General features: G+C 60.3%; 18 protein-coding genes and 1 pseudogene. 15 read left to right on the forward strand and 4 right to left on the reverse strand.

The annotated features are described in order from the left end of the window. Nucleotides 1–123 precede the first annotated feature (123 nt). From CBB63_RS05730 to CBB63_RS05785, 12 genes are all read left to right on the forward strand, one after another. Nucleotides 124–486 (forward strand): SpoIIAA family protein, encoded by a 363-nt coding sequence (locus CBB63_RS05730; RefSeq protein WP_114865724.1) that lies wholly within the window; start codon nt 124–126, stop codon nt 484–486. A gap of 665 nt (nt 487–1,151) precedes the next feature. Next, nucleotides 1,152–2,591, forward strand: a complete 1,440-nt coding sequence (locus CBB63_RS05735) for a multicopper oxidase family protein (protein WP_114865726.1) — start codon at nt 1,152–1,154, stop codon at nt 2,589–2,591. Nucleotides 2,592–2,616: 25 nt separating this feature from the next. Beyond that, a complete protein-coding gene (locus tag CBB63_RS05740) occupies nt 2,617–3,084 on the forward strand; it encodes a DUF411 domain-containing protein (RefSeq protein WP_286698474.1) in 468 nt (155 codons plus the stop codon). Nucleotides 3,085–3,150: 66 nt separating this feature from the next. Further along, nucleotides 3,151–3,285 carry a hypothetical protein gene (locus CBB63_RS05745; protein ID WP_009503829.1) on the forward strand — a complete coding sequence of 45 codons (135 nt, stop codon included), beginning with the start codon at nt 3,151–3,153 and terminating at the stop codon, nt 3,283–3,285. 202 nt (nt 3,286–3,487) lie between these two features. Next, nucleotides 3,488–3,865, forward strand: coding sequence for a c-type cytochrome (locus CBB63_RS05750; RefSeq protein ID WP_240558221.1), 378 nt, complete (start codon nt 3,488–3,490; stop codon nt 3,863–3,865). Then, nucleotides 3,862–4,458, forward strand: coding sequence for a DsbE family thiol:disulfide interchange protein (locus tag CBB63_RS05755; RefSeq protein WP_037941739.1), 597 nt, complete (start codon nt 3,862–3,864; stop codon nt 4,456–4,458). Before CBB63_RS05750 ends, CBB63_RS05755 begins: the two co-directional genes overlap by 4 nt. After that, nucleotides 4,455–4,967, forward strand: coding sequence for a TlpA family protein disulfide reductase (locus CBB63_RS05760; RefSeq protein ID WP_066010346.1), 513 nt, complete (start codon nt 4,455–4,457; stop codon nt 4,965–4,967). The genes CBB63_RS05755 and CBB63_RS05760 overlap by 4 nt, the downstream gene beginning before the upstream one ends. Nucleotides 4,968–5,049: 82 nt before the next feature. Next, nucleotides 5,050–5,331: a hypothetical protein gene (locus CBB63_RS05765; RefSeq protein ID WP_037941737.1), complete on the forward strand. Its 282-nt coding sequence runs from the start codon at nt 5,050–5,052 to the stop codon at nt 5,329–5,331. A 44-nt stretch (nt 5,332–5,375) separates the two neighbouring features. After that, entirely contained in the window at nt 5,376–5,648 is a 273-nt protein-coding gene (locus CBB63_RS05770; RefSeq protein WP_114865727.1) for a hypothetical protein, read from the forward strand. Between the two features lie 100 nt (nt 5,649–5,748). Next, nucleotides 5,749–6,405 (forward strand): SCO family protein, encoded by a 657-nt coding sequence (locus CBB63_RS05775; RefSeq protein ID WP_286698475.1) that lies wholly within the window; start codon nt 5,749–5,751, stop codon nt 6,403–6,405. Further along, nucleotides 6,402–6,893: a hypothetical protein gene (locus CBB63_RS05780; RefSeq protein ID WP_051843822.1), complete on the forward strand. Its 492-nt coding sequence runs from the start codon at nt 6,402–6,404 to the stop codon at nt 6,891–6,893. The genes CBB63_RS05775 and CBB63_RS05780 overlap by 4 nt, the downstream gene beginning before the upstream one ends. Continuing rightward, on the forward strand, nt 6,890–7,630 hold the full coding sequence (locus tag CBB63_RS05785; RefSeq protein WP_174226641.1) for a cytochrome c biogenesis CcdA family protein: 741 nt from the start codon (nt 6,890–6,892) through the stop codon (nt 7,628–7,630). The genes CBB63_RS05780 and CBB63_RS05785 overlap by 4 nt, the downstream gene beginning before the upstream one ends. A gap of 103 nt (nt 7,631–7,733) precedes the next feature. On the opposite strand, the gene CBB63_RS05790 is transcribed toward CBB63_RS05785, so the two are convergent. The 4 genes from CBB63_RS05790 to CBB63_RS05805 all read right to left on the reverse strand — a co-directional run bounded on the left by CBB63_RS05790 (nt 7,734) and on the right by CBB63_RS05805 (nt 12,462). After that, on the reverse strand, nt 7,734–8,498 hold the full coding sequence (locus CBB63_RS05790; RefSeq protein ID WP_174226642.1) for a MauE/DoxX family redox-associated membrane protein: 765 nt from the start codon (nt 8,496–8,498) through the stop codon (nt 7,734–7,736). Nucleotides 8,499–8,520: 22 nt separating this feature from the next. Then, a complete protein-coding gene (locus tag CBB63_RS05795) occupies nt 8,521–9,393 on the reverse strand; it encodes a DUF305 domain-containing protein (protein WP_114865729.1) in 873 nt (290 codons plus the stop codon). A gap of 122 nt (nt 9,394–9,515) precedes the next feature. Continuing rightward, nucleotides 9,516–9,935: a Cu(I)-responsive transcriptional regulator gene (gene cueR, locus CBB63_RS05800; protein ID WP_114865730.1), complete on the reverse strand. Its 420-nt coding sequence runs from the start codon at nt 9,933–9,935 to the stop codon at nt 9,516–9,518. Nucleotides 9,936–9,954: 19 nt separating this feature from the next. Next, complete coding sequence (locus tag CBB63_RS05805; RefSeq protein ID WP_114865731.1) at nt 9,955–12,462, reverse strand: heavy metal translocating P-type ATPase; 2,508 nt, start codon at nt 12,460–12,462, stop codon at nt 9,955–9,957. A 140-nt stretch (nt 12,463–12,602) separates the two neighbouring features. On the opposite strand from CBB63_RS05805, the gene CBB63_RS05810 reads away from it, so the two are divergent. The 3 genes and pseudogenes from CBB63_RS05810 to CBB63_RS05820 form a co-directional block, all read left to right on the forward strand. Further along, nucleotides 12,603–12,803 carry a heavy-metal-associated domain-containing protein gene (locus CBB63_RS05810; protein ID WP_114865732.1) on the forward strand — a complete coding sequence of 67 codons (201 nt, stop codon included), beginning with the start codon at nt 12,603–12,605 and terminating at the stop codon, nt 12,801–12,803. A gap of 198 nt (nt 12,804–13,001) precedes the next feature. Continuing rightward, nucleotides 13,002–13,424 (forward strand): hypothetical protein, encoded by a 423-nt coding sequence (locus tag CBB63_RS05815; protein ID WP_114865733.1) that lies wholly within the window; start codon nt 13,002–13,004, stop codon nt 13,422–13,424. A gap of 294 nt (nt 13,425–13,718) precedes the next feature. After that, nucleotides 13,719–14,232: pseudogene (locus CBB63_RS05820) on the forward strand (TolC family protein); the annotation flags it as partial.

Below are 14,232 nucleotides of genomic sequence, written 5' to 3' on the forward strand. Positions count from 1 at the left end.
CCTCGGTAAAACGGCTCTTCCGCATTCGTCTACTCCTTCAGGGTTGGGCAGACTCTACATCATGGTGAGGGATTTCGCGGGGGGCAGGTCATCACGGCAACGCAAGTGAAAAGGAGAAGACCAATGTTCAAGGAAACGCTGACCGAGCATGATGATGTCATCGGGCTCGTCTGCGAAGGCAAGTTGACAGAGGCAGACTTCAAGAAAATGCACGCGCTGCTTCATGAACGTCTTGGAACAACCGATAATCCGGGTCTGGTTCTCGACCTTACAAGTTTCGAGGGCTACGAAGAGCCTTCGGCGATCTTGGAAGATCTGAAGATCGACACCGCCCACGTGAACGATTTCCGTCGTATAGCGGTTGTCGGAGAACGTAGATGGATGGAATGGGGCGCACGGGTGGTCAACCTACTGACGGGCTCCGAGATGCAGTGGTTCGAATCCAGCGATACCGAGTCCGCACTTGCGTGGGCGCGTGACGGGTAGCCAACGATTCTGCAAGAAAAGGACTAACTGAATTGGATATGGAATAATGCTTCTGGCGGATCCGGACCTACTACGTAGCGACTTTAACCGGGTACTGTGTGCCGATGTGCGATTCGAGTGAAATGACATCCGCCTCAAGATCGTGAGGCTACAGGGACATCACGTCCAAGTTACAGAATATCGCTTGACCTCCCCTTACTGGAAGGTTGTAAAAACTGTTTATGTTCCGCGTTTTTCGCCTTGTTTTGATTCTCATGCTGACCTTCGGTGCAGTGACTGCGCCGGATGTGTCGTCGGCCAGTATGTCGGTCACGGCTATGGCGCAGATGGACCCCTCCGAGAGCGCGGATGGCCGTTGCGGCGGGTGCTATCCCACCGGATTTGCTGAGGGCACTGCCTGTGAAGGTGGGTGTCCTGTTCCTTGCGGCTCCAGCGGTACTTCTGGCCTCCTTGCCAATATGCCGTCAGCGCGGCTCACGAGGCCTTTTGGTACTGCCGTCCGGGGTGCCGAACCTCTGATCTCACTCGGCACGAATCCGTCGCTTGATCCATTCCCTCCCAAACTGCCTGTCTGAACCTGAAACCGGCCTCGCCTGCTGCGAGGTCTAATTGTTGCCTTGGCCGAAGCTGGCTGAGTGCGACCCTTTCAGATCAAGGCAAATGCGATGATCCTCCACAGACCGATTTCACGAAGGCACGTGCTTCGCACAGGTGCCGCATTAACAGCCCTATCCGCTCTGTCACCTGCACGAATGGCGATGGCCGATCCAACTGGGGACCCATTCGTCCTACGCGCGGCATCCGGACAGGCCGCCCTGCGCCCGTCACCATACGGCCCGACTAATGTCTGGAGCTATAACGGGTCCGTCCCCGGCCCTGAAATCAGGGTCCGGCAGGGCGACCGAGTGCTGGTTTTGGCTCAGAATGGGTTAGATGAAGGGACCACAATCCACTGGCATGGCATCCGCACGCCCAATGCGATGGACGGAGTGCCGTTCCTCACGCAGGACCCGATCCCGGTTGATGGCGATTTCCTGTACGAATTCGATGCACTGGATGCGGGCACGTTCTGGTATCACCCGCACCAGCGCAGTTCGGAACAGGTCGGACGTGGACTCTACGGGCCGCTGATCGTCGAGGAGGTGGACCCGATCCGCGTGGATCGTGACCTGACCTGGATGCTGGACGACTGGCGCATGACGCGGGCGGGGCAGTTGTCGGATGACTTCGACAACCGCCACGACGCGATGCACGGCGGTCGTATCGGCAATTCCGTGACCATCAACGGCCAGATACCCGAACGCATCGCGGTGCAATCCGGTGAACGCATCCGCTTGCGGCTAATCAACGCGGCGAACGCGCGGATATTCGGGCTGGATTTTGGAGATTTTGAACCAGTCGTCGTCGCGCTGGATGGCCAACCCGTGACCCCTCATGCACCAGATGGCGATATCGTTGTGATCGGCCCTGCCATGCGTGTCGATCTAGTGATCGACATGACCGGCAAACCCGGAGAAGTCGTCACGGTCACCGATGCCTTCTACGAGGGTCTCGAATACCGTCTGGTCGATCTCGCCTACGGGCCGGACAAGTTGCGGGACAGTGTACCGGATTGGCCGATGGACCTGCCGCCCAACCCGCTGGCGGAACCGGACATGGCGTCGGCCGCGCGACATCAGATCGTCTTCAACGGCGGAATGATGGGGCAGATGATGATGGGCGGCGGCATGGGGTCAATGATGGGCCAGATGCGCGAAGGAAACATGTGGTTCATCAACGGCGAAGCCGCGACGGGTCACATGATGGACCCCTTGCTGGTCCTGCCGCTCGGCACATCGCATGTGTTCGAGATGGATAATCGCACCGCCTGGCACCATCCGATCCATTTTCATGGGCATTCGTTCCGTGTGATCGCCCGCAACGGACAACCGACTCGGTATCGCGAATGGCAGGACACCGTCCTGATGGCACCCGAAGAACGGGTCGAGATCGCCTTCGCCGCGGACAATCCCGGTGACTGGATGTTCCATTGCCACATTCTGGAACACCAGGCGGCGGGCATGATGGGCGTCATCCGTGTCGAACCTGGCACGACCAAAACCTGAAACTCACACACTTAGGACCATGAAAATGAATGAACCGATAAAGAAGATACTTGGATTTGCCAGCCTCGGCACGGCAGGTGCCGTCGCCGTCCTTGCGATGAGCCTGACTGCCGCGCCTGCCGCGGCGCAGGAGGTCACGCTCTACAAGAACCCACAATGCGGATGTTGCGAGGGTTACGCGGACTATCTGCGCGAGAACGGTTTCACGGTGGAGGTGAAGCCGACCCACGATCTGGCGCAGATCAGCCGCGATGCGGGCATCCCGGATGACTTCCAAGGCTGCCATACAGGCTTTTTGGACGATTACGTCATCAGCGGCCACGTGCCGATTGATGTCGTCAACAGGCTGCTGGAAGAGCGCCCGGAAATTGCCGGTGTGACTCTTCCCGGCATGCCATTGGGGTCGCCGGGTATGGGCGGCGCGAAACAGGAGCCCTTCAAGATTTACACCGTCGAGGAAGGTCTGAGCCCGACCGTATATTCGGTCGAATGATCAATCGCGCGGTCTGGTGCGAACCCGTGCCAGACCGGTTTCAAGGGAAAACAAAGGATGGAATGCATGATGATGGACGGTGGAATGATGGGCGGCGGCATGATGATTGCGATGGGCCTCGTCTGGTTGCTGATCGTGGGTGTGCTGGTGCTCGCGGCGATCGCCTTGGTCAAATACATCCGTTCGGACAGCGGAAAATAGAAATGTGCCAGAATGCGGATTGAGGGTGCCAGCAGCGGCGACAGCCTGTTGTCGATGGGGTTGGTCTGGGCGCTTTGCGTCCTGCTTGTCCTGTCGTCGCTCGCGGCACTCATCGTCCTCTGTAGGTGGCTCGTAACAAGAAGGCGGAAACTTAGTGAAAAACACGATTAGGCTCTCGGCTGTCCTGCTCGCCACAACGGTTTTGCCGGTTGCGGCGCAGAGCGACGTGCGCATGGGTGAGCGCCTCTATCAAGAGAATTGCGCCAGTTGCCATGGGGCGAACCTAGAGGGGCAGCTAGATTGGCGCTCCAGATTGCCGAACGGAAGGTTGCCTGCCCCACCGCACGACGCCTCCGGCCATACCTGGCATCACCCCGACCGCGTATTGTTCGACATCGTGAAACGCGGACCGGCGGCGATTGTCGGGAACGGGTACGAAAGCGACATGCCCGGATATGAGGATGTGCTGACAGACGATGAGATCACGGCGATCATCGACTACATCAAGAGCACATGGCCCAACCGGATCCGCGCGTCGCAGGAAAGCCGATCCCTTGCCGATGAGCAGGCGCAGCCATGACGGAAGAGGTCGAGAGAAATGCCGACCCTGTGTCGCGACGCAGAATCTCCGGGTTCGTGCTGGTGCCGCTGATAGCTTTTGCCCTCATGGTCCTGTTCAGTTGGGGGCTTTTTTGGGGTGGCGACGACTTGCCGTCGGCACTTCTCGGTAAACCCGTGCCCGACTTCGCGCTGCCCCCGGTGCTCGGCCGCGAAGAAGGTCTTTCGACGCAGGACCTGATCGGCCATGTCTCGCTGGTGAACGTCTTTGCCTCGTGGTGTGTGCCCTGCCGTGCCGAACATCCGCTGTTCATGGAGTTGAGCGCAACCGGTGAGGTGCCGCTCTACGGAATCAACTACAAGGACCCGCCCGATCAGGCGCGCGCCTGGCTCGACGAGTTGGGTGATCCCTACGCGCGCATCGGGGCCGACATCAACGGACGCGCCGGTATCGAATGGGGCGTCTATGGCGTGCCCGAAACCTACGTCATCGCGCCCGACGGCACCATCGCCTACCGCCATGTTGGTCCGATCACACGAGCAATCCTGCAGGAAACGCTGCTGCCGATCGTCCGTGACCACAAAACCCAATCCGCCAAGGAGAAAACGCCATGAAAAATCTGAAACCGGCGCTGATCGCCTGGGCACTGTCCGTCGGCGCGGCTTTCGCGACACCGCAAGGGTTTGCACTTCACGACACCCCGCAGCCTGTCGCCAATGTGCGCTACGAGAAAGATGACGGCAGCCGCGGAGACATGGAAGATTTTCGCGGCAAGGTGATCCTCGTGAATGTCTGGGCAACCTGGTGCGTCCCCTGCCGAGAAGAGATGCCGACGCTCGATGCGCTTCAGGCGGAACTTGGCGGCGACGACTTCGAAGTGGTTGCCCTTTCCATCGACCGGGCCGGATCACAAATCGTTCGGCGTTTCTACGACGAGATCGGTGTCACCAATCTCAATATGTATGTCGACCAGACCATGCTTTCGATGACCGCGCTGCGCACCGTTGGCCTGCCGACGACGATCCTGATCGACGCGCAGGGGCGGGAGCTCGGGCGACTGGTCGGCCCGGCCGAATGGGATGATCCCGAGATGGTGTCCTTTTTGCGAAGCTTTATTGAATGAATTCCAGCAAAAGTCCACTGCTCACCCTTGACCTTCCAGTTACTGGAATGACTAGCTTTTAATCATCGAAAGGACTTTCCGGATGACCGAAATATCACCTTCCAACATTGCGGGTGCCGCCAACATCGAAAGCGCAGGAAATTGGCCCCGGTGGTTGACGCGCAGACGATTGCTGTTCGTCGGTGCGGCAACTGTGATGGGGGGCGGCATGGCCTTGAACTGGGGATGGCTCACCGCGATCGGGCTCGCGCCTGTTCTGGTCTCGCTGGCCCCCTGTGCCGCGATGTGCGGCTTGGGTCTGTGCATGAAGGGCGGGTCTGGAAAGGGCTGCTCCAAATCGCCGGAGGGGGCGTCTCCCGACTGAGCTCTTTCAATAACCACACGACCAACCAACCCAAGGAGAAAACCATGAGAAAAGCATTTAAAACCTTCGTCGTCGCAACGGCCCTTACCGCAAGTGCATTTGCCGTCAGCGCCCAAGAACAGACCACGCCGGAAACGGGCGAAATGATGCAGAATGAGGGGGCCATGCAAGGCGGCATGATGGACGGCGACATGATGGACATGATGAAGATGATGACCGAAATGAAGCCCATGATGGAAGCCTGCACCGAGATGATGGCGTCCATGACCGAGAATATGGACGGCGGCATGATGCCTTCGCCAAATTCTGACGGCTAAATTGCCGAAAGTGCCTGTCGGTCTACGGATCGGCAGGCAAAAGTTTTGAAGGATTCAAGAATTGACAGCACTAACACGACGCGCCGCTTTGGCGATACTTGTGACCACGATTTCGTCTCCGGCCTTCGCCGATCATCCGGGTGAAAACCTGGATGCGCGCATGTTCGAGATGGAGCCCTACTTCCAAGCCATCGATGCAGCGCAGGCTCCGGGTTTCGAGCTGCAGGATTCCGAGGGGAATCCCGTGCGCTTGTCGGATTTTAGCGACAAGGTGGTCATCCTGCACTTCATCTACGCCAACTGCCCGGATGTCTGCCCGCTCCACTCCCAAAAGATCGCGGCCATACAGGCCTCGATCAACGACGGGCCGATGAAGGATTTAGTGCAGTTCATCTCGATCACGACCGATCCGGTGAACGACACGCCGGACGTGCTGCGCGATTACGCGGATCGGCATGGGTTCGATCAAAGCAACTGGGTCATTTTGACCAAGCAGCCCGATCAGGCTGAAGACACCACGCGCCTTCTGGCGCGGGACTATGGGCTTGAGTTCACGATGACCGCCGACAGCGACATGATGATGCACGGGGCAGTCACTCATGTCTTGGATATCGGTGGGCGGTTCGCCGCAAAATTCCATGGCATGGAGTTCAAGAACGTGAACCTGATCCTCTATGTCAGCGAGTTGATCAACAATGCCCAGCATCGACGCCGGGAGCTCAGCTGGTGGGACCGGCTGACAGGTGTGTTTCAATGAGTGTCGTCGCGACTGGCGTCAGGCTGTCCTTAACAGACGGAATTTCCCTGACAGCTCTGCGTCGGTATTTTGCGGTGATCATCCCGGCCAACTTGTTCTGGGAGTTCGCGCATATGCCGCTCTACACGATCTGGAACGAGGGCACTTGGGGTGAGATCGTTTTCGCAGCCGTCCATTGCACGGGTGGCGATATCCTGATCGCCATGAGCGCGCTGATGCTTGCCCTCATGCTGACGGGCCAGGGCTGGCCTCTGGTCGCCTCCACGCGGCGGTCTGTGACCGTCCTGACGGTGGTGTTCGGGCTGGGATACACGCTGTTCAGTGAATGGCTCAACATCGTGATCCGTGAGGCATGGGCCTATTCGGACCTGATGCCGATCATTCCGATCCTCGATGCGGGCCTGTCACCTGTTTTGCAATGGATGGTGGTCCCGCTGGTCGCGTTCTGGTGGGCCGTGTGGCCCTTCAGCACCGAGCGTGATGTATGATGGATATTTCCGGCATCGGCATTTTCGCGGCATTCCTGTCGGGAGCCATCTCTTTCCTGTCACCCTGCGTCCTGCCGCTGGTGCCGGGCTACGTATCCTATATCGCGGGTCAGCCGGGTTTGCGCACGACGCGGTCGGTCGGCATGCGGGCGCGCGCCGGGGCGCTCGGGTTGAGTGCCTGCTTTGTCCTGGGCTTTTCGACGGTCTTCGTCGCCCTCGGGGCCGGGGCCAGCGCGCTCGGATCCCTGCTGCTGACATGGCGCTCCGAGCTCAACTTTCTCGGCGGCGCGATCATCATTCTGTTCGGACTGGTCATGCTGGGTGTCTTTCGTCTGGAGACGTTCTCGCGCGATACCCGTTTCAATCTCGACATTCCCGGCGGTCGCCCGTTTGGGGCCTACGTGCTGGGACTGGCCTTCGCCTTTGGCTGGACACCCTGTATAGGACCGATCCTCGGCGCGATCCTGACACTCAGTTCGACGTCCGGCGGCATGTCGGACGGCATCTGGCTGCTGTCGATCTATTCCGCTGGACTGGGGGTGCCTTTCCTGCTGGCTGCGCTGTTCACCGACGCCATCGCCGCGCGGGTCAGACAAATCGGCAAGGCCGGTCGCTGGCTCTACAAGGGCGCGGGCGTCGCCATGATCATCATGGGCATTGCCATCATGACTGGTCAGCTGTCCCGTTTTGCCTATTGGCTTCTGGGGACGTTTCCCTTTCTCGCGACGATCGGCTGACGAACTTCGAACCAGCTCTTGGCGCGATGGCTGGTAAGTGGGGATCATCTCCACCAGTCAAAAAGGTCGTACACGCCGCGCCTCTGTAGAGGTCGCGGGGCCGTCAGCCGATCAGGTAGACCCGGATCGGCATCCAGATACCCATGACCATCATCATCAGGTTCTCGGTGAGCGAGACGAACCCTAGTGGCACGTTGCTGTCGCCCCCGACGCAGGCGCATTTCAACTCGCGCTTGTCGATGTACACGGCCTTGAAGACCGAAACCGCGCCGACGGTGCCGATGAACAAGGCCACGGGTGCCGACAGCCAGGTGAGCGCCCCGGCGACCATGAGGATACCGGCGAAGGCCTCTCCGAAGGGATAGAGATAGCCGTAGCGCACCCAGCGGCGCGCCAGCAGGTCGTAATTCAGGAACATGGTCGAAAAGCTCTCGACATCCTGAAGCTTCTGCACTGCAAGCAAGCACATCGAGATCGAGACGAACCATTCCAGCGCGCGCAGGCTGAGGATGGTTCCAAAGCTGTACCATGACAGGCCGAGCGCCATCAGAAACGCGACGGCAAAGATCGCGATCACCGGCTGGTAGGCGGTGTCCGAGCGTTCGCTTTCCGGCGCGTCGAGGCCGAAATGCACCCGCAGATCGTCATAGCCGCCGATCCGCTCATCGCCGATCCACGTTTGCGGCGTGGTTTCGACACCATGTTCATCCATGAAGGCGTCTGTTTCCTCGCGTGTCGTCAGGTGATGATCCTCGACCTCGTACCCTTCCCGTTCGAGCAGGTCTTTGGACTTGAGACCATAAGGGCAAAGATGATCCGGCATGACCATCCGGTAGAGTTGGGCTGATTTCGATGCGCCTTTCGGCATGGTGTTTCCTCCAGTTTCTGGTTCAGGCACCGCAACCGTAATATCCGCGATACCCTGCACGCAGACCGGACCCAAGTTCGAGAACGAGATCGGCGTCCTGCATTTCGCCACTATTTGCGTCCAATATGCCGGGTCCGCTCGGCGCGCTCAGCGCCACTGTCATGCCTTCCGTGCCCCAGATGGTTCCGGCGTCGCCGACCTTCAGCCGCACCAGATCGCCGCTGATCTTGGCAAGGGCCACGCTGCCGCCATCCACGCCACCAATCGCCAGAGCGGGCTTGCTGCTGGTGGTGTAGGTGAATGTGCATTCCGCACCGGCGGGAAAGAGTTGTGCGATGTCCTCCCGGGTCAGGAATTCCAGATCGAGGATGGCGATCTCCGCAGTGGAGAGCGCCTCGTCGAGGCTCACGATCTGTGCCGGCCCGCTGTCTGCCTGCGCCGGGGCGTCACCGTTGGCGGCGATGTCGTTCACCAGATAACGCATCTCGGCGATTTCCTTGTCCTGCGCATAGATGATCTCATCCGCCAGCTTGCGCACGCGCGGGTCGGAGATATTGGCGCGGCTGGAGGTCATGATCGCGATGGAATGGTGGGGGATCATCGCGCGCATGTAGTTGGTGTCGCCGACCGTCACCTGGCTGCGCACCAGCCATAGCGACGCGGCAAAGACCACAGCGGCACCGACAAAGATCGCGGCGTTGACCATCTTGCTTGAGTACATCGACAGCATGTAGCCCAGCATGATGATCGCCATGGTGGCCCCCATCAGCAGGGCCATGTAGGCCCGCGTTTCGGACCAGAACACATGCGTCCAGAGATAGGTGTTGAGATACATCAGACCGAACATGACGACGGTAGATGTGGCGATCATCGCGAAAAAGCGGCCGTAGGACATGGAATCCTCCTCTCCCGAAATTGTGAAAGCTGAGGACAGAACAACTTTCCTGCGCTGGAATGTTCCGAAAATCCGTTCCCAAGATAGCGGCGTCGCTGCCGCGCCAAGTTTTTGGAGTGTCGTCAGATTGCGGCTTTGGTGGCCGAAGGCGATTTCTCATCCATCGCCAGATCGGCCAGGATCGGACAATCGGGGCGGTGGTCACCTGCACAGGCATCGACAAGGTGCGATAGAGTTGCGCGCATCTCAGTCAACTCCGTAATCTTGCGATCGATCCGGTCGAGATGTTCTTCGGCGATCTGCTTGACCTCGGCGCTGGCCCGGTCGGTATCGGCATAGAGCTTCAGCAGGCTCCGGCAATCCTCGATGGTAAAGCCAAGCGCGCGCGCCCTCCCGAGAAACGCCAGCTTGTGCACATCGCTCTGCCGAAAGCTTCGATAGCCGTTGGCACTGCGTAGCGGCTCGACCAGGCCGATGTCCTCGTAGTAGCGGATGGTCTTCGCGGGAAGGCCGGACAGGTCGGCCACGTCTCCGATATTCATGATCGTCTTCTCCTTGTTTTCATTCAGCCGGAACGGCGGACAGGCGGGGGTCGGTCACGGCCTTCGCCGCCTCGTCCATCGCCGGGCGGACACGGCGCAGGCGCAGCGCGTTCGTCAGTACGAAGACCGAGCTGAGCGCCATTGCCCCAGCCGCCAGCACCGGCGACAGCAGCAGGCCCGACACCGGGTAGAGCAGTCCCGCCGCCACCGGAATGAGGGCTACGTTATAGCCGAAGGCCCAGAACAGGTTCTGGCGGATGTTGCGCATCGTACGCCGCGACACTTCCAGCGCGTTGACCACGCCGCGCAGATCGCCCGACATCAGCACCACGTCGGCCGATTCGATGGCGACGTCGGTGCCGGTGCCGATGGCGATGCCCACGTCCGCATGGGCAAGCGCGGGCGCATCGTTGATGCCGTCGCCGACAAAGGCGATGTGCTGGCCCGTGCCGCGCAGATCGTCCAATGCCGCGACCTTGCCATCCGGCAGCACACCCGCGATCACATGGTCGATGCCCGTCTCCCGCGCGATGGCTTCTGCCGTCTCGCGCTTGTCGCCGGTGATCATGGCGACCTTCAGGCCAAGATCGTGCAGCGCCCGGATGGCGGCCGCGCTGGACGGCTTCACCGGATCGGCCACGGCGATGACGGCGGCAACGCGTCCGTCGATGGCGGCGTAAAGCGCGGTGCGGCCCCGTTCGGCCAGGCGGCGCTCTTCGTCGGCCAACGCACCGATGTCCAGCCCTTCGTGCGTCATCAAACGGTCGGCCCCCACCAGGACGTCATGGCCCGAAACCTCTGCCCGGACACCGTAGCCGGTGATGGAGGTGAATTTCTGCGCGTCGTGACGGGCAACGCCCTCGGCCTCCGCCGCCCGCAGGATGGCCTCGGCGATGGGATGTTCCGACTGCGCCTCGACCGCCGCGATCAGCGCCAGCACCTCGGCGCGGTCAAAGCCGTCGGCCAGCACCAGATCGGTCAGCTCGGGGCGGCCTTCGGTCACCGTGCCGGTCTTGTCCAGCGCCACCACATCCACTGTCGAAAGCTGTTGCAGCGCATCGCCCTTGCGGAACAGCACGCCCATTTCGGCGGCGCGCCCTGTGCCCACCATGATCGAGGTCGGCGTGGCCAGCCCCATCGCGCAGGGGCAGGCGATGATCAGGACCGAAACACCGGCGACCATCGCAAAGGACAGGGCGGGTGACGGCCCGGCCAGCAGCCAGACCAAGACGGTCAGGGCGGCAAAAGCCATGACCGCGGGCACAAACCACAGAGTGATCCGGTCGACCAGCCCCTGGATCGGCAACTTCGCCCCCTGCGCCTCTTCGACCATGCGGATGATCCGGGCCAGCGTCGTATCCGCCCCCACGCGCGTCGCGCGGAACCGAAAGGCACCGGAGCCGTTGACCGTCCCGCCTGTGACGGGGTCGCCCACCGACTTGGCAACCGGCACCGGTTCGCCGGTGATCATGCTCTCATCGACACGCGCGCTGCCTTCGGTCACCTCGCCGTCCACCGCGATCCGCTCTCCGGGACGCACCAACAGGATGTCGCCCGCAGTGATACGTTCGATAGCCACGTCCTGCGGCTCTCCGCCCACCACCACTCGTGCGGTCTTGGCCTGAAGGCCTAGCAGCTTCTGGATCGCGGCCCCGGTCCGGCCCTTTGCGCGGGCTTCCAGCCAGCGGCCCAGCAGGATCAGCACGACAATGACCGCCGCCGCCTCGAAATAGACCGCGCGCGACCCTTCGGGCAGCAGCGCGGGCGCGAAGAGCGCCACGAGGGAATAGAGATAGGCCGCCGAGGTGCCGACAGCGACAAGGCTGTTCATGTCCGGTGCGCCCTTGAGCAGCGCGGGAAACCCGAGCGTGTAGAAGCTGCGCCCCGGCCAGAACAGGACCACGGTGGTCAGACCGAACTGGATCAGCCAGCTGGCCCGGTGGCCAATGGTTTCGCCGATCAGGCCATGCATCCCGGGGATCAGGTGCGCGCCCATTTCCAGCAGGAACACCGGCAGGGCGAGGGCCGCCGCCATAGCGGTCCTGCGGGCCAGCCTGCGCGCCTCTTCATCCTTGCGGGCACTCGTGTCTTCCGGCGCGCTGTCCTGCGGCAGGGTCGCGGGATAGCCTGCGTCAACCGCCGCCTTGAGCAGGTCGGCGACCACGACCGCGCCTTCGAGATAAGTCACCGTGGCGGTTTCCGAGGCCAGATTGACGTTCACGTCCAGCACGCCCGGCATCGCCGCCAGCGCCTTGTCCACCCGCCCGACGCAGGACGCGCAGGACATGGAGGCCACGTTCAGACGAACGCTCTGAGTCCGGACGGGATAGCCGATCTCTTCCAACTTCTCGACGATGTCCGAGATGCGCTCCGGCCCGTCGATCTGCGCCTGGGCCGTCTCGCTGGCGAGGTTGACGCGAACGTCGCTGACACCCGGCAGGCCGGAAAGCCCACGCTCCACCCGCCCAACGCAAGAGGCGCAGGACATGTTTTGAAGGGAAATTCGGACGTTGTGCGGACCGGACATGGAAATCTCCTGATTCTGATCCTCCGAGAGATAAGGGTTCCATTCGCTGGAAGGTCAACAGGTGCATCGAGAAATTTTTTCGGGCATTGACCTTCCCATAGGGGAACGGCGTAGATGGCAGCAGTAAGAAGGAGATCGTGATGATCAGGTTCAGCGTGCCGGACATGAACTGCGGACATTGCACCGCGTCGATAAAGAAGGCCATTGTGACGATAGACCCACATGCGACTGTCACCTTTGACCTGACTGCGCGTTCCGTCGAGGTAGATAGCGCATTGGATGAAAGCGCTCTGAAGGCAGCGATTCACGATGCGGGCTACGGATCGGAAAGACTGACTTAGTCCCGTCAATTCCAGTCATTATTGAAATACTCCCTGCCATTTTCGCGTCTTCTGTCTGAATGGTGAACGTTGCTATGTACCTATTGCGCAACAGTTTTGAGCGCTTGCAGCGAGAATTCGCCTGCCTCGCTAGAATGTGCCAAACCTTCCCGCGCTGTAAGCGTTGACTAATTTGTCAAAACGTCCAAGTTTCCGTTCATGAGAATGCGTGTCGCCACTTCGGTATGGGTGAAATTCCTCACTTGCTTCGCTTTTGCGTTGGCGCTGGTTCTGTCTCCACCTTCTGCGGCACACGCGGCCTCGGGAATGCATGATGGTCAGCATTCTGGATCGATCAGCGCCCTTCTCAGCGAACCGACTGTTGGTCAGGGAACTGATATCCACGCCGACCACATGAAACACCCGGCGACAGTTGACGTGGATGACATATCCTCCGACATGGGTGAAACAGAGCATCAATCAACTCAGTGTTGTAACGGAATATGCATTTCTGTCGTCATTCCAGACGCAGACTTGGTATTCCCGGATCCTATTGCTGCGAAAGAATATATGATCCTGAGCGGTCAGACGCATTCCGTCGAAACATCAGGGTTTCTGCGGCCCCCTCGATTCCTGATCTGAAACGGCGCCCAATCCGGGTGTGAGCCTTGCGCAGACTCTGCGTGAGACATCGTTCATCAATCAGGATACCTTCATGAAAATTCATCTACTTATGGGGGCTTCGGCCCTCGGGCTTGGCGCATGCGCCTATGAGCCTACCCCTTTGCCCTCCGTTGCGACACAACAGGCTGTCGTCAACGCGACCGTTTCGTCTCCGATCAGCTATCAAGATCCATTGGCTGGCTACACCTATCGTGGTCCGACCGGCCCCCGTGATTGGCGGTCTGTCAATCAAGAGCAGACGGAGGGCAACTGATGCGGGTATCTAAGATTCCGCTGGTTCTTGGCTTGCCACTTTTCTTGGGTGCCTGCGCAACCGCAGTACCGGGAAGCTACACCGAACCGAAGGCCGGTTTTGCCAATGTGGCCAGCCAGATCACGCCAGCGATCGGCAAACGGACCGTGTTTGCGGAAACGCAGGCCGAAAACGAAGCTCTCAAGAAACAGGTGCACAGCATGGTGCATCAGAAGACGATCTCGGCCGATACGGCGGTTCAGGTTGCGTTGCTGAACAATAAGGGTCTGCAAGCGTCTTACGCCAATGTTGGCCTCTCGGCCGCTGAGGCCTGGCAGCAATCGACGCCGGAAAACCCGATCGTCTCAATTGGCGTCCTGGGAATCGGTGCGCCTGAGCTCGGTGCCTACAGGGCGATAGAAGGGCTGATCCGGTCGAACGTCCTCGATGCCACCACGCGCAAACAGCGTATGGCCATTGCTGATGCAAGCTTCCGGCAGGCTCAGCTTGGTGCGGTTAATGACACCCTCGCGC

This window comes from Sulfitobacter sp. TMED3 (genome assembly GCF_002167505.1).
Taxonomy (GTDB): domain Bacteria; phylum Pseudomonadota; class Alphaproteobacteria; order Rhodobacterales; family Rhodobacteraceae; genus Sulfitobacter; species Sulfitobacter pontiacus.